The 21,511-nt window shown below is 63.3% G+C and carries 20 protein-coding genes, 3 tRNA genes and 1 pseudogene; 7 read left to right on the plus strand and 17 right to left on the minus strand.

The genetic code is table 11. The features are described 5' to 3' along the window. The 4 genes from gpmI to AC1Y2B_RS16935 all read left to right on the plus strand — a co-directional run. The coding region (gpmI, locus tag AC1Y2B_RS16920) for a 2,3-bisphosphoglycerate-independent phosphoglycerate mutase (protein WP_482254292.1) at nt 1-796 on the plus strand (796 nt) is incomplete at its 5' end. Next, nucleotides 793-1,920: a murein hydrolase activator EnvC family protein gene (locus AC1Y2B_RS16925; protein ID WP_482254293.1), complete on the plus strand. Its 1,128-nt coding sequence runs from the start codon at nt 793-795 to the stop codon at nt 1,918-1,920. The genes gpmI and AC1Y2B_RS16925, both read left to right, overlap by 4 nt. Before the next feature lie 6 nt (nt 1,921-1,926). Beyond that, the gene (locus tag AC1Y2B_RS16930) at nt 1,927-3,267 is read left to right on the plus strand and encodes a S41 family peptidase (RefSeq protein ID WP_482254294.1); all 1,341 of its coding nucleotides are present in this window, start codon (nt 1,927-1,929) and stop codon (nt 3,265-3,267) included. Beyond that, a complete protein-coding gene (locus AC1Y2B_RS16935) occupies nt 3,264-3,737 on the plus strand; it encodes an RNA pyrophosphohydrolase (RefSeq protein ID WP_482254295.1) in 474 nt (157 codons plus the stop codon). The genes AC1Y2B_RS16930 and AC1Y2B_RS16935 overlap by 4 nt, the downstream gene beginning before the upstream one ends. Nucleotides 3,738-3,748: 11 nt before the next feature. On the opposite strand, the gene AC1Y2B_RS16940 is transcribed toward AC1Y2B_RS16935, so the two are convergent. From AC1Y2B_RS16940 to AC1Y2B_RS16975, 8 genes and pseudogenes are all read right to left on the minus strand, one after another. After that, complete coding sequence (locus tag AC1Y2B_RS16940) at nt 3,749-4,774, minus strand: glycosyltransferase (protein WP_482254296.1); 1,026 nt, start codon at nt 4,772-4,774, stop codon at nt 3,749-3,751. Further along, nucleotides 4,771-5,922, minus strand: coding sequence for a UDP-galactopyranose mutase (gene glf, locus AC1Y2B_RS16945; RefSeq protein WP_482254297.1), 1,152 nt, complete (start codon nt 5,920-5,922; stop codon nt 4,771-4,773). Before glf ends, AC1Y2B_RS16940 begins: the two co-directional genes overlap by 4 nt. Before the next feature lie 124 nt (nt 5,923-6,046). Then, on the minus strand, nt 6,047-7,093 hold the full coding sequence (locus AC1Y2B_RS16950) for an Atu2307/SP_0267 family LLM class monooxygenase (RefSeq protein ID WP_482254298.1): 1,047 nt from the start codon (nt 7,091-7,093) through the stop codon (nt 6,047-6,049). 128 nt (nt 7,094-7,221) lie between these two features. Continuing rightward, nucleotides 7,222-7,554: a hypothetical protein gene (locus AC1Y2B_RS16955; protein WP_482254299.1), complete on the minus strand. Its 333-nt coding sequence runs from the start codon at nt 7,552-7,554 to the stop codon at nt 7,222-7,224. Further along, nucleotides 7,554-8,264 (minus strand): annotated as a pseudogene (locus AC1Y2B_RS16960) (glycoside hydrolase). The gene AC1Y2B_RS16955 and the pseudogene AC1Y2B_RS16960 overlap by 1 nt, the downstream one beginning before the upstream one ends. Next, on the minus strand, nt 8,265-8,450 hold the full coding sequence (locus AC1Y2B_RS16965; RefSeq protein ID WP_482254300.1) for a hypothetical protein: 186 nt from the start codon (nt 8,448-8,450) through the stop codon (nt 8,265-8,267). A gap of 62 nt (nt 8,451-8,512) precedes the next feature. After that, nucleotides 8,513-8,588, minus strand: a tRNA-Lys gene (locus AC1Y2B_RS16970). 100 nt (nt 8,589-8,688) lie between these two features. Then, nucleotides 8,689-8,764: transfer RNA gene (locus AC1Y2B_RS16975), tRNA-Lys, on the minus strand. 105 nt (nt 8,765-8,869) lie between these two features. On the opposite strand from AC1Y2B_RS16975, the gene dapF reads away from it, so the two are divergent. Together dapF and mtaB are read left to right on the plus strand one after the other, a co-directional pair. Next, nucleotides 8,870-9,706: a diaminopimelate epimerase gene (gene dapF / locus AC1Y2B_RS16980; protein WP_482254301.1), complete on the plus strand. Its 837-nt coding sequence runs from the start codon at nt 8,870-8,872 to the stop codon at nt 9,704-9,706. A gap of 5 nt (nt 9,707-9,711) precedes the next feature. Beyond that, nucleotides 9,712-10,962: a tRNA (N(6)-L-threonylcarbamoyladenosine(37)-C(2))-methylthiotransferase MtaB gene (gene mtaB, locus AC1Y2B_RS16985; RefSeq protein ID WP_482254353.1), complete on the plus strand. Its 1,251-nt coding sequence runs from the start codon at nt 9,712-9,714 to the stop codon at nt 10,960-10,962. Here mtaB and AC1Y2B_RS16990 read toward each other — a convergent pair. Continuing rightward, the gene (locus tag AC1Y2B_RS16990) at nt 10,959-11,993 is read right to left on the minus strand and encodes a LacI family DNA-binding transcriptional regulator (protein WP_482254302.1); all 1,035 of its coding nucleotides are present in this window, start codon (nt 11,991-11,993) and stop codon (nt 10,959-10,961) included. The genes mtaB and AC1Y2B_RS16990 overlap by 4 nt on opposite strands. Nucleotides 11,994-12,254: 261 nt before the next feature. Between AC1Y2B_RS16990 and AC1Y2B_RS16995 the strand changes: the two genes are divergently transcribed. Further along, nucleotides 12,255-12,330: transfer RNA gene (locus AC1Y2B_RS16995), tRNA-Arg, on the plus strand. Between the two features lie 50 nt (nt 12,331-12,380). On the opposite strand, the gene gyrB is transcribed toward AC1Y2B_RS16995, so the two are convergent. The 8 genes from gyrB to AC1Y2B_RS17035 all read right to left on the minus strand — a co-directional run bounded on the left by gyrB (nt 12,381) and on the right by AC1Y2B_RS17035 (nt 21,510). Beyond that, nucleotides 12,381-14,831 (minus strand): DNA topoisomerase (ATP-hydrolyzing) subunit B, encoded by a 2,451-nt coding sequence (gene gyrB, locus AC1Y2B_RS17000; RefSeq protein ID WP_482254303.1) that lies wholly within the window; start codon nt 14,829-14,831, stop codon nt 12,381-12,383. 80 nt (nt 14,832-14,911) lie between these two features. Further along, on the minus strand, nt 14,912-15,535 hold the full coding sequence (locus AC1Y2B_RS17005; RefSeq protein ID WP_482254304.1) for a LysE family translocator: 624 nt from the start codon (nt 15,533-15,535) through the stop codon (nt 14,912-14,914). Then, nucleotides 15,535-16,059: a GNAT family N-acetyltransferase gene (locus AC1Y2B_RS17010; RefSeq protein WP_482254305.1), complete on the minus strand. Its 525-nt coding sequence runs from the start codon at nt 16,057-16,059 to the stop codon at nt 15,535-15,537. The genes AC1Y2B_RS17005 and AC1Y2B_RS17010 overlap by 1 nt, the downstream gene beginning before the upstream one ends. Next, the gene (gene recF / locus AC1Y2B_RS17015; RefSeq protein WP_482254306.1) at nt 16,060-17,151 is read right to left on the minus strand and encodes a DNA replication/repair protein RecF; all 1,092 of its coding nucleotides are present in this window, start codon (nt 17,149-17,151) and stop codon (nt 16,060-16,062) included. It lies immediately after the preceding gene. Between the two features lie 66 nt (nt 17,152-17,217). Further along, complete coding sequence (gene dnaN, locus AC1Y2B_RS17020; protein ID WP_482254307.1) at nt 17,218-18,336, minus strand: DNA polymerase III subunit beta; 1,119 nt, start codon at nt 18,334-18,336, stop codon at nt 17,218-17,220. A 156-nt stretch (nt 18,337-18,492) separates the two neighbouring features. Beyond that, nucleotides 18,493-19,863, minus strand: a complete 1,371-nt coding sequence (dnaA, locus tag AC1Y2B_RS17025; protein WP_482254308.1) for a chromosomal replication initiator protein DnaA — start codon at nt 19,861-19,863, stop codon at nt 18,493-18,495. Between the two features lie 513 nt (nt 19,864-20,376). Continuing rightward, nucleotides 20,377-20,655, minus strand: a complete 279-nt coding sequence (gene rpsT / locus AC1Y2B_RS17030; RefSeq protein WP_482254309.1) for a 30S ribosomal protein S20 — start codon at nt 20,653-20,655, stop codon at nt 20,377-20,379. A gap of 84 nt (nt 20,656-20,739) precedes the next feature. Next, nucleotides 20,740-21,510: an enoyl-CoA hydratase-related protein gene (locus AC1Y2B_RS17035; protein WP_482254310.1), complete on the minus strand. Its 771-nt coding sequence runs from the start codon at nt 21,508-21,510 to the stop codon at nt 20,740-20,742. Nucleotide 21,511: the final 1 nt, after the last annotated feature.

A 21,511-nucleotide genomic window follows, 5' to 3' on the forward strand; every position in this document is an offset into this window, starting at 1 on the left:
GGATGGCGACGGATATTTCTGTCTGAACTTCCGGTCCGACCGGGCGCGAGAGATTTTGGCGGCTTTGGGGGACCCGGCGTTCAAGGGGTTCGACACCGGCAAGCGTCCGGTTTGGGCGGCGATGCTGGGGATGGTGGAATACTCCACCACGCACAATGGCTATATGACGACGGCGTTTCCATCGCGGTCCTTGCCGAACACGATTGGGGAATGGGTGGCAAGCCACGGGCTGACGCAGTTGCGGCTGGCCGAGACGGAGAAGTATCCGCACGTGACCTTCTTCCTGAACGGCGGCCGTGAAGTGCCGTTTGCCGGTGAAGATCGCTATATGGCGCAGTCGCCCAAGGTGGCGACCTATGATTTGCAGCCCGAGATGAGTGCGGCGGAGGTGGCAGCGCATTTGGTGTTGGGCATCGAGAAGGGCTATGACCTGATCGTGGTCAACTTCGCCAATCCGGACATGGTGGGGCATACCGGCAGCCTGCCTGCGGCGATCAAGGCCTGCGAGGCGGTGGATCTGGGCCTTGGGCTGGCTTTGACCGCGTTGGACAAGGCAGGCGGCGCGATGATTGTCACGGCGGACCATGGCAATTGCGAGCTGATGGTCGATCCGGTGACGGGCGGGCCGCACACCTCGCATACGGTGAACCCGGTGCCGGTGGTGCTGGTGGGCGGGCCGGAGGGGGCCAAGTTGCGCGATGGCGGCAAGTTGGCCGATCTGGCGCCGACGCTGCTGGCGCTGATGGGCTTGGCCCAACCGGCCGAGATGACGGGCAAGAGCCTGCTGCTGGCATGATCAAAGCACTGGTCCTGATGCTGCTGCTTGCGTCGCCGGTGGCGGCGCAGGAGGCGTCAGGGCCTGTGGGGGACGTGGCCAAGGCAGCCCTGAAAGCCTCCGATGACCTGGCGGAGTCGGTGAAGGCGCTGGAGACGGCGGATGCGGCCAAGGACCGGGTCGCCGCATTGACCACGACGATCCGCGCCTATGAGGCCGGGTTGACCGCCCTGCGGGAGGCGATGCGGCAGGCGGAGCTGCGCGAAAGCACGCTGACCATCCAGTTTCAGGCCAAGCGCGGCGAGGTTTCGCAGCTGCTGGGCGTGCTGGCGGGGATGGATACCGATCCGGGGCCGCTGCTGTTGCTGCATCCGGACGGGCCTTTGGGCACGGTGCGGTCTGGCATGATTCTGGCGGATGTGGCGCCAGCCTTGCAGAAGGAAGCGGCCGGGCTGAAGCAGGATCTGACAGAACTGCGCGACCTGCGCGCCTTGCAGGCCGCGGCGCAGACCAGCTTGGCGGCGGGGCTGACCATGGTGCAGAAGGCGCGCACCGATCTGTCGCAGGCGGTGTCAGACCGCACGACCCTGCCCAAGCGGATCACCGAGGACCCGGCGGCGCTGCAGGCGCTGCTGGCCAGCGCCAAGACGCTGGCGGGTTTCGCCAAGGGACTGGCGCCGCAGGAAATCTCGGTTCCGGGTTTTGCCGAGGCCAAGGGCAGCCTGCCCTGGCCGGTGCTGGGCCGCGTCATGCTGCATGCAGGCGAAACCAATGCCAAAGGCGTCAAGCGACCGGGGATCACGCTGGCCACACGGCCGCTGGCACTGGTCACCGCACCATGGGCGGGAACGATCCGCTACCGGGGGCCACTGCTGGACTACGGAAATGTGATGATACTGGAGCCGGGACCGGGCTATCTACTTGTTCTGGCCGGGCTCGATCAGGTTTATGGCGATGTGGGCGATGTGGTGTCACAGGGCGACGCGCTGGGGTTGATGGGCGGGACAGAGGCGACGGCTGCCGATATCCTGATGCCTGCCGACAAGGACGCTGGTGCAAGTGACAGCGAAACGCTTTATGTAGAACTGCGCAAGGGGGCTGAGGCCATCGACCCGATGGATTGGTTCGCCGCTAACGAGGAATAAAAAGGCATGAACAAGGTTCTGATGGCCGCATTGGGCGGTACGGTGGCCGGGGCGCTGCTTGTGACGCAATTCGCCGGGCCACTGATCGCGCAGGATGCATCGAAGAATGCATCGGTCTATCAGCAACTGGACCTGTTCGGCGATGCGTTTGAACGCATCCGCAGCCAGTATGTCGAGGAAGTCGACAGCCAGAAACTGATTGAGGCGGCGATCAACGGCATGCTTTCGTCATTGGACCCGCATTCCAGCTACATGAACGCCAAGGACTATGCCGCGATGCAGGTCCAGACCAAGGGCGAGTTTGGTGGGCTTGGCATCGAGGTGACCCAGCAGGATGGCTACATCAAGGTGGTGTCCCCCATCGACGGCACCCCGGCGGACAAGGCCGGGATCAAGACCGGCGATCTGATCATCAAGGTCGATGGCAAGTCGGTCAACGGGCTGACCATGGATCAGGCGGTCGATCTGATGCGCGGGCCGATCGGGTCGGAAACCGTGATCACCGTGGTGCGCGAAGGCACCAAGGACCCATTCGACGTCTCGATCATCCGTGACACCATCAAGGTGGCGGCGGTCAAGGGCCGGGTTGAGGGCGATACCGTGGTGCTGCGCATCACCTCTTTCACCGATCAGACCGAAACCGGGCTGGAAACGGAACTGAAGAAGGCGGTCGATCAGGCTGGCGGTCTGGACAAGATCAATGGCGTCGTGCTGGATCTGCGCAACAACCCCGGCGGGCTTTTGATGCAGGCCATTTCGGTATCGGATGCGTTTCTGGAAGAGGGCGAGATCGTGTCGACCCGTGGCCGCAACCCGACCGACAACGAGCGGTTCAACGCGACCAAAGGCGATCTGATCAATGGCAAACCCTTGGTTGTGCTGATCAATGGTGGCTCTGCCTCGGCGTCCGAGATCGTGACGGGGGCCTTGCAGGACCATCACCGGGCGATTGTTGTGGGCACGAAAAGCTTCGGCAAAGGGTCTGTGCAGACCATCCTTCCGGTGCGTGGCGAGGGGGCGATGCGCCTGACGACGGCGCGGTATTACACACCCTCGGGCCGGTCGATCCAGGCGCTTGGCGTGATGCCGGATATCGTGGTGAACCAGCCCGCGGTGGACCCCAACGCCAAGCCGGTGGACCCCAAGGCAGACCCGAACAAGATGACCTCGGAAGCTGATCTGAATGGCATCCTGTCGAATGACTCGATGACCGATGACGAGAAGAAGCAGCTTGAGGCGGAACGCGCCCGCACGGAAGAGGCCGCCAAGCTGCGCGACAGCGACTTCCAGTTGGCCTATGCGATCGACATCCTGCGTGGCCTGTCGGCTGTGGCCAAGCAGCCGTGAGTGTCGACCTGCCCTATCGCCCCTGCGTGGGCGTGATGCTGATCAACCCGCAAGGGTTGATCTTCGCCGGCCGCCGTCTGGATGGCGCGCCGGAGGCGTGGCAAATGCCGCAGGGTGGCATTGATGCGGGCGAAAAGCCCCGTGCCGCCGCCCTGCGCGAGTTGACCGAGGAAACCGGGGTGACGCCGGATCTGGTGGAGTTTGTCGCCAAATCAAAGGACTGGCTGACCTATGACCTGCCGCCGGACCTGCTTGGCAAGGTCTGGGGCGGCAAGTTCAAGGGCCAGACCCAGCGCTGGTATCTGTACCGCTTCACCGGGCGCGATGATCAGGTCAACATCGTGCAGCCGCATCAGGAATTTGGCGCCTGGCGCTGGATTGCCGCGGACGAGATGCTGGCGCGGATCGTGCCGTTCAAGCGCGCGGTTTACGAGGCGGTGATCGCGGATTTCCGCGCGCATCTGGCCTGAGGCGGGTTAGGCTAACGGTCGCCCCGCGCGGTGGCGATGGCTGTGATTTCGGCAAAACCGCGGGACAGGTTGCGGCGCAGCGAGTCCCGGATCGCCATATGGAACAGCTGCAGATAGGCCGCGCGGTCTGGCCCGGCATGCCGGGCGCGCAGCCGCCACTTGACCACGGCAAGGGCCAGCATCGGCCAGAACAGCACCGGGCCACTGGCCAGCCGATAGGCCAGCAGGCTGTTGCGGTAGTTGTAATAGACCTTCCACAGCGGGCGATAGATGTCGCCCCCGTTCGGGTGATAGGTGGCGCAATCATGTTCGAAGTGCAGCGCTGGCAAGAAGCCGATGCGCCCGCCCCGTTGCGTCATCTGCAGGGTATAAATCACGTCGTCGCCATAGATGAACAGATCACCATCCGGATAGCCCGCCCGCGCCAGACCCTGACGCGACAGGAAGAAGCCGACAAAGGAGGTGCCGTCGATCGGCATCGGTTGATCGCGGGCATAATCCGCGTCCTTGAGGTGAAAGCCGGCACGGCCGCCGAACAAAGCGTGCCAGAAATCCGCCAGATGCCAGAATGGGTTGCGCCACGGCCGGTTCATGTCGCAGATGCGGCCGTCGGGGTAGTAGACGGCGGCGGCCAGCGCCTCGAATCCCGCCTGTTCGGCTGCGGTCGCGCGTGACAGGAAGTGGCAAAGCGCCCCCGGCGCGGGCCTGGCATCGTCATCCATCAGCACGCACCAGTCAGGGTCGAAGCGGCATTTGACCTCGCGCAGGCCGGCTTCAAAGCCCCCTGCCCCACCGCGGTTCTCTTCCAGACGCAGGACGTGAAGGCGCGGGTCCGGGATGCCGGCCAGCAGCGCCGCGCTGCCGTCAGAGGAGGCATTGTCGACCACGACAATGGCATCCACCTCTTCGGCCAGAAGGCGGTCCAGGGTACGCTGCAACTGGACCGATCGGTTGAAGGTCACGACCAGGGCCACCAGCCGCATCCTGGCCGTGGCCAGGGTCGCATCGCGACCGGGGGTGCCGGTCAGAAGGTTCATATCGGCCGCACCGCGAAGGCAGGCATCGGCGTGCCCTTGGCAAGGGTGCCGACAAAGGCGCGGGCGGTGTTCAGCGCCTCTCGGATGGTGACGTCCATGTCGAGGTAGCGGTAGGTCGCCAGACGCCCGACGAAGGTCACACCGGCCTCCGCCTCGGCCCGGGTGACGTATTGGCGCAGAAGGTCCTGCTCCTCCATCAGGCGGATCGGGTAGTAGGGGATGTCATCGGGCCCGCACAGGCGCGAGAATTCGCGGTACAGGACCGACCCTTCATGGCTTTCCCAAGGGGAGAAGTGCTTGTGTTCGGTGATGCGGGTCCACGGCACGTCCACCTCCCCATAGTTCATCACGGCGCAGCCCTGATAATCGCCCTGATGGGTGAAGCGTTCGAAATCCAGCGTGCGGTAGCCCAGACGGCCCATGTCATAGTCATACCAGCCATCCAGCGGGCCGGAGTAGAAGACATGGTCATAGGCCGCCGCCTGATCGCGGCTGAAGCGGGTGTTCAGGTGAACAGTGATCTTGGGGTGGTTCAGGATGCGCTCCACCATCGCGGTGTAGCCGTTCTGCGGCATGCCCTGGAATTTGTGGAAGAAGTAGTTGTCATCATAATTGAAGCGCACCGGCAGGCGTTTCAGGATCGAGGCCGGAAGCTGGGTCGGATGCACGCCCCATTGCTTTTGCGTGTAGCCCTTGAAAAAGGCCTCATAAAGCTCTGGCCCGACGAAGCGCAGGGCTTGGTCTTCGAAGGTCTGCGGATCGGTGATCGAGGTGTCGGCCTTCGCCTCAAGAAACGACTTCGCCTCTGCCGGGCTCATGGTGGCGTGGAAGAACTGGTTGATCGTGTGCAGATTGACTGGCAGCGAGAAGACCTGCCCCCCCGAAATCGTCTTGACCCGGTTCTTGTAGGGCATGAAGGTTTCGAACGCGTTCACATAGTCCCACACCTCGGCATCGTCGGTGTGGAAGATGTGGGGGCCGTAGATGTGGACCATGACGCCTGTCTGAGGATCGCGGGCGCAGTGGCAGTTGCCCGCCACATGATCGCGGGCATCCACCACAGTGACACGGTGACCAAGATCCGCCAAGTGCCGCCCGATGACGGCGCCTGAAAGCCCCGCGCCCACCATCAGATAATTGCCTGCCATAAGACGCCTTCCACAGTTGAGCCAATCAATGCCCGTCCCCGCAATACCGGATAAGGGTTAACAGATCAATTCGCTGTGGCAAAGCCGCAGGGATCACCCGCCCTTTGACGGGCGGATGAATTGGTCAAGTTTTGCGATGCGCCGCAGAAGCCAGCAGATCGCGCACCATGGGGATGACCTTTTCACCGTAAAGCTGCAGGCAGGTCAGCAGCGTTTCATGCGGAATGGGGCCCGTGGTGTACTTCATGTCAAACCGCGCCAGGCCTAGGTCGGCGACCGTCGCTGCAATCTTGCGCGCAACCGTCTCGGGTGAGCCGACGTAAAGCGAGCCGTGCTCGACCTCGTCGAGGAAGCGGGCCTTGGTTGTGGGCGGCCAGCCACGCTCGCGCCCGATGCGGCCGAACATGTCGGCATAGGCGGGCCAGGCGATTTCGCGCGCATCTTCGTCCGTCGCGGCGACGAAACCGGGGGAGTGGACGCCAACCGGGCGCAGCGGCTTGCCTAGCTGGGCGCAGGCGCGCTGGTAGAGGTCGATGTAAGGCAGGAAGCGGCGCGGGTCGCCGCCGATGATGGCCAGCATCAATTGCAGGTCCTGCCGAACCACGCGCACCACCGATTCCGGGGAGCCGCCGACGCCGACCCAGACGACCATGCCTTCCGGCCCCAGCGGCGGCTGGACGCGTTCCTTGGTCAGGCCAGTACGGGTCTGACCGGCCCAAGTCACCTCTTTGTCGCGGACCAGCCTGGCGAAGAGGTCGAGTTTCTCTTCGAACAGGACGTCGTAGTCGCCCATGTCATAACCAAACAGCGGATAGCTTTCGGTGAAACTGCCGCGGCCCATGATCGCCTCGGCCCGGCCATTGGACACGGCGTTGAGGGTGGAAAAGCGCTGGAACGCCCGAACCGGATCGTCCGAGGACAGGACGGTCACGGCAGTCCCCAACTTGATGCGCGTGGTGCGCCCGGCGATGGCGGCCAAGACGATCTCGGGCGCGGAAATCGCGAAATCGGGGCGGTGGTGTTCGCCCAGACCGATAAAGTCGATGCCGACCTGATCGGCCAGAACCGCCTCATCCACCACATCGCGCAGCACCTGATCGGGCCGCTTCAGCTTGCCATCCTGCCCCAGCGAGATATCGCCAAAGGAATCCAGACCCAGTTCAACCGTCATCGCAGCCTCCGCATTTGCCCCACACATATCGGGATTCTCGCGCCTGGGAAAAGGCGCAAAGCGGCAGAGGCAATGCGCGGCGGTGCAGGGTCAGACGTGCAGCGTGGTGAAAGACTTGGGCGGCAGGGTCAGACGGTACAGCCCCCCAGCACCACAGTGACTTCCTCTGCCCGCTCCAGCGGGTTCTGCAGGACAAGCACGTGGCGGCCATCAGCATTGCGGAAGGCCAGCGTGTTGGCGTTCCAGCGGCCTGTGGGGGCCGGAACCTGCGCGCCGGGGCGGACAAAACCTGCAACATGACGCATCAGGGTGTATTCCGGGTTCTCGGTCACGGCCTTCGTCTCGGGGTCTACCGAGAAGAGGGAGTTCTGCGTCCAGCCCCAGGTGGTGCGGCCTTTGGGTTCAAGGACCATGTTCCAGTAGACGTAAGCCTCTGCCCCGTTCGACAGGTAGTGCTGCATCAGATCAAAGACATAATGCGCATAGGCCCAGGTGTTCTCACCATCGCCGCACTCGTTTTAGGTTTGGATGATGGGCAGATCCGGGGCGGCTTGCCGGGCCTTTTGCACGGCCTGTTTGCCGGCCAATTGGAAACCCATGTCACTGATGGCAGCCCGCGCCGCAGGGTCCAACAGGGTCGGCGCCAGCCAGTCGCTGAAACCGCCGCGCTGATGGTGCCGAGCCGGATCTGGGTGTCGAGCGCGGCGGCCCTGAGGGCGGGCGACAGGTCATCGCGGATGAAATCCGCCAGCCGCTGGCCGGTCCAGAGGCAGGAGGGGAAGTTCTGATCCGAATCAGGCTCGTTCTGCATATGCACCGAATGGATGCCGATGGTTTCCGCCGCATAGGCCTGCAGGAACTTCACAAGATAAAGGGCATAGGCCTTGCAGTGCGTCTCATCCCAGATCAGGCGGCCGAAGTTGTAGGCCTGAGGGAATTTCAGCCATGTCGGCCGGCACCAGGGCTAGGCGAACAGGCTGAAGTCCTGGCCGTGCGCCTTGGTCGCCGCGCGGACAAAGGGAATCAGTGCCTTGTGGTCGCGCGCGATGGAGAAACGCTCCATGCCAAAATCGCCTTCGGTCTCGTTATGGCTATACCACGAGGTGGCACAGTCATTCGCGCCGATTGGCATGCGGTTGTAATTCAGGAACAGACCGTCGGGGGCAAACAACTAGTGCAGCACGTCATCGAGGGCATTGTCCCCCAACTGGGACAGCGCCTTCCAGCCCAGTTCGTTGAAACAGCCGCCAAAGCCCTTGAACAGCGGCGTGATCACCGACCCAAGCGCCACATCTGCCACCTGCCCCGCGCTGACTTTGGAAAATGCCCGCGCTTGGGTGGATTGGTAGATCTGCATCTGTCCCCTCCGGCTCGGGAAACAATAAAGGGGTTGAGTGTTTCCACTCAACCCCTTGATATTGGTGAGCCGGTCGGGATCCGAACCCGAGACCTACTGATTAAAAGTCAGTTGCTCTACCAGCTGAGCTACCGGCCCACTGCGGCGCTGACTAAGGAAAGGCGACGGTGGCGTCAAGCCCTCATTCGGCGCTATCTTCAGCGCGTCGTGTGTTGGTGATCTGAGGGAGTTTTTTGCATGGTGAGCCGTGAAGGATTCGAACCTTCGACAAGCTGATTAAGAGTCAGCTGCTCTACCAACTGAGCTAACGGCCCCATGCAGGGCGGTCTTTAGGGAGTTCGGCGGAGGGGGTCAATGGGGTATCACGACATTTTCCGCAGCCGCTGGCAAAAAGGGTCGGCTGCGCGTATATGCGCCCCATGAGCAACACAGAATCCTCCGGTCTGGCCTTCATGAAGATGCATGGGGCGGGCAATGACTTCGTCGTGATCGACTCGCGCGGGCGCGGGGCGGTGGTGACACCTGCCTTGGCCAAAGCCTTGGGAGACCGCAACCGTGGCGTTGGCTTCGATCAGCTGGCAGAGATTCGTTCGGCCGAAGAGGCTGATTTCGCGCTGGATTTTTGGAACAACGATGGCAGCCGGGCCGGCGCTTGCGGCAATGCCACGCGCTGCGTGTCCGATTACGTGATGCGTGGGGCGGGTGTTGATGCGGTGGATCTGGTGACGGTGCGCGGCCGGCTTTCGGCACGGCGACTGCCGGATGGCCGCGTGTCGGTCAACATGGGCGCCCCGCAGCGGAATTGGGCGGAGGTGCCTTTGGCCTCTGCCATGGACACGCTGCACCTGCCTTTGGCGGGCGATCCGGTGGCCATTGGCATGGGCAACCCGCATTGCGTCTTCTTCGTCCCCGATGCCGAAGCGGTGGACCTGCGCGGCCTTGGCCCGAAGGTTGAACATGACGCGCTGTTTCCGCAGCGCACCAATGTGGAGTTTGCCTCTGTGATCGGCGCAGACCGTCTGCGCATGCGGGTGTGGGAGCGTGGCGCTGGCGTGACACTGGCCTGCGGCTCTGGCGCTTGCGCCACCGCCGTTGCCGCCCATTTGCGGGGCCTGACGGGCCGACGGGTGACGCTGGATCTGGATGGCGGCGTGCTGGAGATTGACTGGCGCGAGGATGGCGTCTGGATGACCGGGCCGGTGGCGCATGTGTTCGACGGGTTCCTGTCGGCGGATTATCTGGCGGCACACGCATGAACGACCTGAAACCACCGGTCTTTGCGACATTGGGATGTCGCCTGAACGCCTACGAATCCGAAGCAATGAAAGAGTTGGCGGCGGCGGCAGGCCTGTCGGGTGCCGTGATCGTGAACACCTGCGCCGTCACGGCCGAGGCGGTGCGCAAGGCCAAGCAGGAAATCCGCCGCCTGGCGCGGGAACACCCCGGCGCTGCGGTGATCGTGACGGGCTGCGCCGCACAGACCGAACCGGAAACCTTCGCCGAGATGTCAGAGGTGACCCGGGTCATCGGCAACCATGAAAAGATGCAGGCCGAGACTTGGGCCGGCTTGGCCGTGCCCGACCTGATCGGCACGACCGAAAAGGTGCAGGTCAATGATATCATGTCCGTGCGGGAAACCGCAGGCCACCTGATCGACGGCTTCGGTCGCCAGCGCGCCTATGTTCAGGTGCAGAACGGCTGCGATCACCGTTGCACCTTCTGCATCATCCCCTTTGGCCGTGGCAACTCTCGGTCCGTGCCGGCGGGCGTGGTGGTGGAACAGGTCAAGCGCCTGGTGGACAAGGGCTTTGCCGAGGTGGTGTTGACCGGCGTCGACCTGACCTCATGGGGGGCGGACCTGCCCGGCGCGCCGCATCTGGGCGATCTGGTGCTGAAGCTGCTGCGTCTGACCGAGATTCAACGGCTGCGGATCTCCTCGATCGATTCGATCGAGGCGGATCCGGCGCTGATGGAAGCCATCGCGACCGAACCGCGCCTGATGCCACACCTGCACCTGAGCCTGCAGGCGGGCGACAACATGATTCTCAAGCGGATGAAGCGCCGCCATGCAAGGGAAGATTCGATCCGCTTTTGCGAAGAGACGCGGGCCTTGCGCCCCGACATGATCTTCGGTGCCGACCTGATCGCCGGCTTCCCGACCGAGACGGACGAGATGTTCGCGAACTCGGTGAAACTGGTCGAGGACTGCGGTTTGACCTTCCTGCACGTCTTCCCCTTCTCACCCCGCAAGGGCACCCCTGCAGCGCGGATGCCGCAGGTCCGGGGACCCGAGATCAAGGCGCGGGCGGCCCGCCTGCGGGCTGCAGGCGATGCGGCGCTGGAGCGGCATCTGGTCCAGCAGGTGGGCACAACGCATCAGGTTCTGGTGGAAACCCCGCGACTGGGGCGCACCGGGCAGTTCACCGAGGTGGCGTTTGACGCCGATCAGCCCGAAGGTGCGATCCTGACAACACGGATCCTGGGCCACCGGGATGGCCGGTTGCTGGCCTAACGCTGCCGGATCGTGTCGCCGGGTTGCAGGGTGGGGAACAGCTCCACGGTTTCCGGCCCAAGTTCGGGGTCTTCGTTGCGCCCGGCAATGATCTGCGCGGCGCGGCGGCCAATCTCCAGCCGGCAGGCGTCCATCGTGGCCAGACGGCGCGGCAGTCCGTCGAGCAGTTCGACCCCGTTGAAACCCGCCAAACCGACCTTGCCCGGCACATCGATGCCCTGATCCAGACAGTACAGCAAGCCCCCTGCCCCGATCATGTCATTGGAATAATAAAGGAAATCCACCTCTGGGCTGCGGCGCAGCACGGCCGCAGTCATCTCACGTCCCTTCAACAGGGCTGATCCACCATCGTAGAATTCGCGGTCCACCAAGGCCATTCCGGCGCGTTTCAGAGCCTCTTCAAAGCCCTCCAGCCGCTTCTTGGCGCGGAAGTCGTTGGGCATCTGGGTGCCCATGAAAGCGATGTTCTTGTAGCCCGAGGCCACAATCGCTTCAGCCATCTGTCGGCCGGCGCGGCGATGGGAAATGCCCACAGCGCTGTCGACAACCGGGCCGTCGATGTCCATGATCTCTACAATCGGGATGCCCGCCTGGGCCAGCATCGCCCGCGCCGGCGCTGTATGCTCCAAGCCGGCAAGAATGACGCCCGAGGGGCGCCACGACAGCATCTCGTACAACACCGTCTCTTCGCGGGCGGGCAGGTAGTTGGTGACCCCCACCACGGGCTGCAGCCCGGTGTTGTCCAGAATTTCGGAAATCCCGGTCATCACCTCGGGAAAAACCATGTTCGACAGCGAGGGGATGATGACCCCCACCAGATTGACCCGCTGGCTGGCCAAGGCGCCGGCAATCTTGTTGGGCACATAGCCCAAGGTGCGTGCGGCCTGCAGCACGCGCTCCCGCGTGGTGGCCGACACGTCGCCGCGATTGCGCAGCACACGGCTGACCGTCATTTCGCTGACGCCGGACGCCTCAGATACATCGCGCAGCGTCAGGGTGCGGCGCGGGTCGATGCCAGTGGCCTTGGTCAAGTGCTGTCCCCTTCGTTTCCCCACTGTTAGCGCCAAATCTTTCGCTTGTCCAAGCGGTGATTCGCCGCTATGTTACCGCTAACGGAGCCAGACGAAGGTTCCGGCGAAATCCGCTGCGTCCTGCAAGCTCTCAACCCAGACGCAATGGACCCCGAGGGGGAGTGGTGGGCCAAATTCACTCCCCCTTTTCTTTTCCCAAATCCCCCATCCCAAATCCGTTGCAAGGCGTCGGTTTTTCGGCGACAAGCCGTGCAGGTCTATGGCCTCGTAGCTCAGGGGATAGAGCGGCCGCCTCCTAAGCGGCAGGTCGATGGTTCGAATCCATCCGGGGTCACCAGACCGAAAAAGGGGGCCGAAGCCCCCTTTTGATCCAGTGTCCTGATTTAATCAGATGTCCAGATGCTCGACATTCAGCGCGTTGGCCTGGATGAAATCGCGCCGCGGTTCCACGACGTCGCCCATCAGCTTAGTGAAGATGTCATCGGCTTCCGCGAGGTCATCGACCTTGACCTGCAGCAGTGTGCGGGCTTCCGGGTCCAGCGTGGTTTCCCAAAGCTGGCCGGGGTTCATTTCGCCCAAGCCCTTGTAACGCTGCAGGGAAAGACCCTTCTCGCCCTCGGTCAGAACCGATTTCAGCAGGTCAACGGGGCCGAAGACCGGCTGATCGCGGTCCTTGCGCGCCAGCTTTCCGGGTTCCTTGTACACATCGCGGTCGCGCATCGACACGGCCGACAGCCGCCGCGCCTCGCCTGACCGCAGCACGGCGCCGTCAAGCGTCCGCAGCTCCTCCACCCCGCGCAGAACGCGGGAAAGGCGAATGCCGTGGTCTTGCGTGATGCGGCCTTGCCAGCCGCGTTCGAACTCGGGGGCGACAAGGTTCAGGCGCTTGGCCACCTGGTCGGCGACGATTTGCAGGTCGCCATCGGCGCGGCCCGGATCGAAGGCACCCGCCAATGCAGCCTGTTCAAGGATGGCGCGGGGGTAGTGCGTTGGGAAGGCGTCCAGAATCCGGCGAAACGCACGGGCGCCTTCGATGACGCGGGCCAGGTCAGCGCCGGCGATTTCCTCACCCGAGGCCATGCGCAGGACCGCGCCTTCGACGCCCATCTCGATCAGATAGTCGTCCAGCGCGGCTTGGTCCTTCAGGTAAACCTCTGATTTCCCACGCGCCACTTTGTACAGCGGCGGTTGGGCGATGTAGAGATAACCGCCCTCGATCAGCTGGGGCATCTGGCGGAAGAAGAAGGTCAGCAGCAGGGTCCGGATGTGCGCGCCGTCCACGTCGGCGTCGGTCATGATGACGACCTTGTGGTAGCGCAGTTTCTTGATGTCGAACTCATCGCGGCCAATGCCGGTGCCAAGCGCGGTGATCAGGGTGCCGATTTCCTGCGACCCAAGCATCCGGTCAAAGCGGGCCCGTTCCACGTTCAGGATCTTGCCGCGCAGGGGCAGGACGGCTTGGTTGGAGCGTGAGCGGCCTTGTTTGGCGCTGCCACCCGCCGAGTCACCCTCGACAAGGAAGATTTCGGACTTCGCCGGATCGCGTTCCTGGCAATCCGCCAATTTGCCGGGCAGGCTTGCCACGTCCAAAGCGGTCTTGCGGCGGGTCAAGTCGCGCGCCTTGCGGGCGGCTTCGCGCGCCACCGCGGCCTCGATGATCTTGGAGACGATGATGCGGGCGGGACCGGGGTTTTCTTCAAACCACTCGCCCAGCTTTTCGTTCACAAGGTTTTCGACAGCCGGACGAACCTCGGACGACACCAGCTTATCCTTGGTTTGGCTGGAGAATTTCGGGTCAGGCACCTTGACGGACAAAACGCAAGTCAGACCCTCACGCGCGTCATCGCCGGTGAAGTCGATCTTTTCCTTCTTCGCAATGCCAGTCGACTGGGCATAGGCGTTGATCGTCCGCGTCAGCGCGCCGCGGAAACCCGCCATATGCGTGCCGCCATCGCGTTGCGGGATGTTGTTGGTGAAAGGCAGCACGTTTTCGTGGTAGCTGTCGTTCCACCACATCGCCACTTCAACGCCGATGCCGTTCTTTTCCCCAATCATGTAAATGGGTTCCGGCATGATCGACGCCTTGGAGCGGTCGAGGTACTTCACAAACTCCCGAACGCCACCATCGTAGTACATCTCAACCCGAACCGCCTCGGCGGGCCGTTCGTCTTCCAGCACGATCTTGACGCCCGAATTCAGGAAGGCCAGTTCGCGCAGGCGCACTTCCAGCGTCTTGAACTGGTAATCGAGGTTCGAAAAGGTGCCATCCGGACGGTTGGTCTTGGCGCTGGCAAGGAAGCGGACCTCAGTGCCTTTCTTGCCGGGCGCGGGGCCAACCGGATAGACATGCACCGTGCAATCGCCATGTTCAAACCGGGCGCGGTACTCGGTATCATTGCGCCAGACGGTCAGTTCCAGCCATTCCGACAACGCGTTGACGACGGACACGCCCACGCCATGCAGACCGCCCGACACCTTGTAGGCGTTGCCGGATTCGTCGGTGTTGTTGAATTTGCCGCCCGCGTGCAACTGGGTCATGATGACCTCGGCCGCCGAGACGCCCTCTTCCTCATGCAAGTCGACCGGGATGCCGCGCCCGTTGTCGCGCACCGATACGCTGCTATCCGCGTGGATTTTCACGCTGACTTCGGTCGCATGACCGGCCAAGGCTTCGTCGATGCCGTTGTCGACGACTTCGTAAACCATATGGTGCAAACCCGACCCGTCATCGGTGTCGCCAATATACATGCCGGGGCGCTTGCGAACCGCATCTAACCCCTTGAGAACCTTGATGGAACTTGCGCCGTAGGACTCGGTCTTGTTGGGCTCTTCAGCCATGTGCACTGCACCCCTTCATAAGCCTGCGATTTATAGCGGCAACAGGGGGGAATGTCACGCCTTGGACACAAGATTTGGGGTCAGGTGAAGGGAATCACCGCAGCCACAAGGATCAGCAGGCCCCCGGCGATCCGGTTCAGCATCCGCACCCGCTGTGGGCTGGACAACAGGGTGCGGGCCCGGTCAAGAAACAGCGCAAGGCCCAGATTTCCGATCAGGGGCACCGCAACCGAGATGGCAAGAATCGAGACGGTGTCCAGCGCCGTCAACTTCGACAGATCGCCAAAGAACCCCGGCAGAACCGTCATGTAGAACAAGATCGCCTTGGGGTTGCCGATTACCGCCGCCACACCGGTGGCAAAGCCCGCCAGCCGCCCCGGCCGGGTCAGCTTGCTGTCGGCAGACATCAGGGCACCGGATTTGGTGATCAGCAACACCCCCATGACGCAGAAGGTTGCCGCCGCCACCCAGCGCAGGATGTGCAGGGCGTCGCCATAGACGGACAGAACCCAGCCCATGCCAAAGATCGCGATGGCCGGCCACAGGCAATCGCCCAGCGTCACACCCACAGCCAAGGGCCACGCGGCGGCAAAGCCCCCCGACAGGGCGCGCGCCAGCAGGGCGACCCAGACCGGCCCCGGCACACACCACAGGCCAGCCATGGCCAAGGCGTAAAGGCCCAGTTCTGCAGCACTCAGCGTCATCAGAAAAAATTCCCCAGAAGGTCCAGAGGGGCCGTATCGTCCCAAGGCTGCCCCCGCAAGGGCAGCACCATCAGCGAGTCTGCCGGGGCGTGGTGGATGCGGCGGGTCACGGCGTCTCGCATCTCAACCCAGATCAACGGATTGGGAACAGGCCTGAACCCAGCCGCAAGATATAGCTTGGCAGTGCCAAACAGCAGGACGTACTCTGCCGGCGAGGCCGTGGCTTCCGCCAGTGCCACCTGCAGCAGGCCAGAGGCGAGGCCTTGGCCGCGCCGGGCCGGATCGGTGGCCACGTCGGCCAAACCGGCCACGGTGATCAGCCTGTCCCCCAGCCGCATGGCGCGGAATTGCAGCGCCATATGGGCAACGATGGGTCCCTGACGATGCACCAGACGCAGATGCTGGCGGGTTTGAAAGAAGCTGCGGCCGCCGAAATCGGTGGCAAAGCAGCGCGCCAGAAGGCTGGCGATTTGGGCCTCGTCCGCTGCCGTCAGCGCCCATTCCGGGATGCGTTCAACTTCCATTCAACTGATCCGGCTCTCGCCGCCCTCTTCCATCACGGTCAGATTCTGGGCACGGGCGCCGAGAGAGTCAAACAGCCCCGGTTCCGTGCCGGTCATCAGGGCTTGTGCGCCCAAATGGCAAATTTCGTCATAAAGTGCCGCCCGGCGGTGCTGATCAAGGTGGGCGGCCACCTCGTCAAACAGCAGAACGGGCGGTTGACCAAGGTCCGCGGCCAAAGCGCGGGCGTTGGCAAGGATCAGCGAGATCAGCAGCGCCTTCTGCTCCCCTGTCGAGCATTGGTCGGCGGGCACGCCCTTGGCACTATAGGTTGCGTGCAGATCGGTGCGATGCGGGCCAACCAGGGTGCGCCCGGCAGCCATGTCGCGCCTGCGGCTTTGGGCCAGCGCCAGACCCAGATCCTCTGGCGCCTCGCCCTCGGGGCCAAGCAGGGTCAGGTCGGATTGCGGGAAGGCGGTTTCGGCGCCGTGCTGGGCCTGCATCAGGCGGGCCACGGCTGCGGCGCGGTTGGTGGTGATCTGGGTGCCCGCCTCGGCCATCTGACCTTCAAGGGCGGCGTACCAATGCGGGTCGGTCACGCCATCCTTCAGCAGGCGGTTGCGGTCGCGCATGGCCTTTTCATAGGCCAGCGAGGCCTCGGCATGGTCGGGCGCGAAGGACAGGGTCATGCGGTCCAGAAAGCGGCGGCGACCCTCGGCGGCCTCTATCCATAGACGGTCCATTGCGGGCACCAACCACAGAATGCGGAGGATGCGGCCAAGGGCGGTCTGGCTGGCGGCCTTGTCGTCGATGCGGACCTCGCGCGCGCCGTCGCCTTCGGCCCAGGTCTCGACCTTGTGGGAGGACCCGCCAAGGCCACGCACTTCGGCGCGGACCTTCCAGCCCAAAGCCTCTGGCCGGCGGGAGAGGTCCGCGGTGGTCGCCCGCCGCAACCCCCTGCCGGGCGACAGCAGCGACACCGCCTCAAGGATGTTTGTCTTGCCGGCTCCGTTCGGGCCTGAAATCGCCACCGGGCGGCCGTCAAACTGCAGCGTCGCGGCGCGGTGGCTGCGGAAATGCGAGAGGCCAAGCGCGGTTATGGCAAGACCACTCACCGACCAACCCCTTTCATTTGTTCACAAATATCCCGGAGGTCCGGAGGCAGCGCCTCCGGCTGGTGGTCACACGCGCATCGGCATGACGACATAGGTGGCCGACATGTCATTGCCTTCGCGCATCAGCGTCGGATCGCCGGAGGAGTTGAACAGGAACACCGCGTTTTCGCGGTCAACCTGGCCTGCGATTTCCAGCAAGTACTTGGCGTTGAAGCCAATTTCCAGACGCTCGGCATCGTAGGCCACGGCCAGTTCTTCCTCGGCGGCGCCCGAATCGGGGGCGTTGACCGACAGGATCAGGCGGTCATCCTCCAGCGTCAGCTTCACGGCGCGGGAGCGTTCGGAGGACACGGTGGCCACACGGTCAACAGCCTTGGCGAATTCGGCGGCATCCACCTCAAGACGGCGGGTGTTGCCGGTGGGGATGACGCGGGAATAGTCGGGGAAGGTGCCGTCGATGACCTTCGAGGTCAGCGTAAGTCCCGGAGTCTTAAAGCGAATTTTGGTTTCGGAGACGGAGACGTCAATCATCGCATCGTCGTCGTCCAAGAGTTTGCGCAACTCGCCAACCGTTTTGCGCGGCACGATGACGCCGGGCATTCCGGCGGCGTTTTCCGGCAGGGCGGCGTCGATTTGGGCCAGACGGTGGCCGTCAGTGGCGACACAGCGCAGCACCGGGCCTTCCGCGGATTTGGCCACGTGCATATAGACGCCGTTCAGGTAATACCTTGTTTCCTCGGTGGAAATTGCGAATTTCGCCTTGTCGAACAGGCGGCGCAGCACCGGCGCCGGGGCCGAGAAGTTGGTGGTGTATTCCGAGGTCGCCATCACCGGGAAATCTTCACGCGGCAGGGTGGCGAGGTTGAAGTTGGAGCGGCCTGCAGCGATGGCCAGACGGCCTGCTGCGGCGTCGTCGATCAGGCTGACCAGCGCGCCATCGGGCAGTTTGCGGACGATTTCATGCAGCATCACCGCAGATACAGTGGTTGAACCGGGGCGCTCTACCATGGCTGGGGCGCGGTCGACGACCTCGATATCCAAGTCGGTGGCGCGGAAACTGACGGTGGCGCCATCGGCCTCGATCAGGACGTTGGCCAGAATCGGGATGGTGTTGCGCCGCTCGACCACCGATTGCGCCTGTGCCAGCGCCTTCAGAAGCGTTGCGCGTTCGATCGAGAGCTTCATCGTTCCATCCCTTCGTCGGTCCGCGTCTTCAAGCGCGGGGCTTTGAACCTAACGGGTTTCGGCCAATGCACAAGGGCCGTCTGTTATCCGTAGGGTCCTCGTCAGTTTTCCGTAGGTTTTGCGTAGCTACAGGCCGCGCGGGGCGTTAACCCCCCCTCAGCTTTGCAAAAGACGCTTCAGCAGCTGCAGATCGTCAGACAACTGGCTGTCGATGGCCATCAGCTCTTCGATCTTCTTGACGCCGTGCATGATCGTGGTGTGGTCGCGGCCACCAAAGCGACGGCCGATCTCGGGCAGGGAGCGCGAGGTCAGTTGCTTGGCAAGGTACATGGCCACCTGACGGGGCCGCGCGATGTTGCGCAGGCGCTTGGGGCCGATCATGTCGGACAGGCGGATGTTGTAGTGTTCGGCCACCTTGCGCTGGATCTCCTCGATCGTCAGCTTGCGATCCGAGGCGCGCAGGATGTCGGCGAGGCAGTCTTGCGCGAGGTCCAGCGTGATTTCGCGACCGACGAGGCTGGCGAAGGCGAACAGACGCGTCAGGGCGCCTTCCAGCACGCGGACGTTGGTGGTGATGCGGTGAGCGAGGAATTCCAGCACGCCACCCGCGATCTGCAGGCCCTTGTACTGGGCGCGGTAATGTTCAGCCTTGGTTTGCAGGATGCCGAGGCGCAGTTCGTAGTCGGTGGGATGCAGGTCGACGACAAGGCCACATTGCAGGCGGGACTTGATGCGTTCTTCCAGATCCTTGATCTCGCCCGGGGCGCGGTCGGCGGAGATGACGATCTGCTTGTTCTGATCGACGAGGGCGTTGAAGGTGTGGAAGAACTCTTCCTGAGTGGAATCCTTGCCGGCGATGAACTGCACGTCATCGACCATCAGCACATCGACCGAGCGGAAGATTTCCTTGAAGTCCATGATCTGGCGTTCGCGCAGCGCCTGCACGAAGCGGTACATGAACTGCTCGGCGGAGAGGTAAAGCACGCGCAGTTCCGGCTGGCGGGCCTGCAGTTCGTGGGCGATGGCGTGCATCAGGTGGGTCTTGCCCAAGCCCACGCCGCCATAGAGGAACAGCGGGTTGAAGCTGACCGGGCCGCCTTCGGCAACACGGCGGGCGGCGGCGTGGGCCAGTTCGTTCGGCTTGCCGACGACAAAGCTGTCAAAGGTGAAGCGCGAATCAAGCGGCGCACCGGGAAGTTCCTCGTCCACCGGGCGCGTGGGGCGGGTCAGCGGGCGCGACAGCGAGGTGGGAGCGGGGCGCTTGGCCTCGACCTTCGGCTCGGACTCGCGCGCCACGGAGAATTCCACCCGCTGCACTTCGGCGCCGGATTGTTGCAGTTGGCCCAGAATATGATCGGCGAAATTGCGCGATACCCAGTTTCCGAAGAACGAAGTCGGGACTTCGAAGTGGGCAACCCCACCGGCGAGGGTCAGCAGCTTCAGCGGCTCGATCCACGTCGTGTAGTTGTTCTTGCCCACTCGCGCGACCAGAAGTTCACGTGCCTGTCCCCAAGTCTCTTGCGTCATCTACTTTGTCCAAGGGCTCTTGCCGGCGCAGTTGCCAGTGGCCCTTCCTTTGCTGTTTGTCCCGCGGACCCTTGTCGTCTTGGGCATGCCAGCGAAGGCGCGTCAGGGCCGGGCCCCAATGCGGTCTTCGTGTCACAGGACAATGGCACAGGTGTGGATGCAGAATCACTGCACCCCCGATCCTGAAGCGGTTCGCGCCGCCACAGTTATGCCAAGTTGTTGATCCTGAACCGTTTTCTGTCTTTGGTGCCCCAGCGTGGCAGCGCCGGGCTTGCAGATATTTGGTCCTGGATCCCCGGAAGTCCCCCAAGTCGTCGTGAATCGCCTGATCACGCTAGCAAGCCGCAGAGGGGCAGGGCAACCGAACTTCTCGCTTGACAGCGGGGCTGTGCAACCGAATCCGGGGGCTCTGGCAAAAGAGCAACGCTGGCATGGGAATGGGTGAAAATCAGGCGCAAAATGCAAAAGGCGCACCCTGTGGGATGCGCCTTTGCGGTTCAGGTCGGCGAAGTCTTAGACGGCAGCTGCCGCGCCAAGGGTCTTCACGCGGTGGTTGAGGCGCGAGATTTTGCGCGCAACCGTGTTGGCGTGCAGAACGCCCTTGGTGACGCCGCGCATCACTTCGGGTTGAGCGGCTTTCAGCGCAGCAGCGGCTGCGGTCTGATCGCCGGAGGCCAGAGCCTCTTCGACTTTGCGGATAAAGGTGCGGATCCGCGAGCGGCGCGCCTTGTTCACATCTTGGCGTGCTTCGGATTGACGAGCGCGCTTTTTGGACTGGGCGGTATTTGCCATATCGGTATCGGTGTCCGTTTGCGTAGGTATTGATCTGAAGCCGGGTCTATAGGTGCGACTCGGGGGCTAGTCAACCTGCAAACGTCATTTGTCCTTGAAGTTGGCCGGGCGTTTTTCAAGGAAGGCCTGCATGCCCTCCTTTTGGTCGAGGGTGGCGAAGGTGGCGTGGAAGGCGCGGCGTTCGAACAGCAGGCCTTCGGAGAGCGGGGTTTCGTAGGCGCGGTTGACGGCTTCCTTGGCGGCCTTGACGGCCAGTTGCGATTTTGCGGCAATGGTGGCGGCAGTTTTCAGCGCCTCGGCCACCAGATCGGCCATGGGGATGATGCGGGAGACGAGGCCGGCGCGCTCGGCCTCGGTGGCGTCCATCATGCGGCCGGTGAGGTGCATTTCCATGGATTTGGATTTGCCGATCAGTTTTGTCAGGCGCTGAGAGCCGCCCATGCCGGCGATGATGCCAAGGTTCACCTCTGGCTGGCCGAATCGGGCGGTGTCGGAGGCGAGGATGAAATCGGCCAGCATGGCGAGTTCGCAGCCGCCGCCCAGGCAATAGCCGGAGACGGCGGCGATGATCGGCTTGCGGATCCGGGCGATGATCGAGGCGGGGGGGCCGTAGAGGTCGGCATTGGCCACCTCGGCATAGGTCAGGGATTGCATTTCTTTCACGTCGGCGCCGGCGGCGAAGGCCTTGTCCGATCCGGTGAGGACGATGCAGCGGACGGCGTCGTTGGCATCCGCCTCGATCAAGGCGTGGGCAAGCTCCTGCATGAGGTGTTGGTTGAGGGCATTCAGCGCCTCGGGTCGGTTGAGGCGGATCAGAAGGACGGGGCCGTGGGGTTCAAGAAGGACGGTTGGCATG

It is taken from the genome of Stagnihabitans sp. (assembly GCF_964946895.1).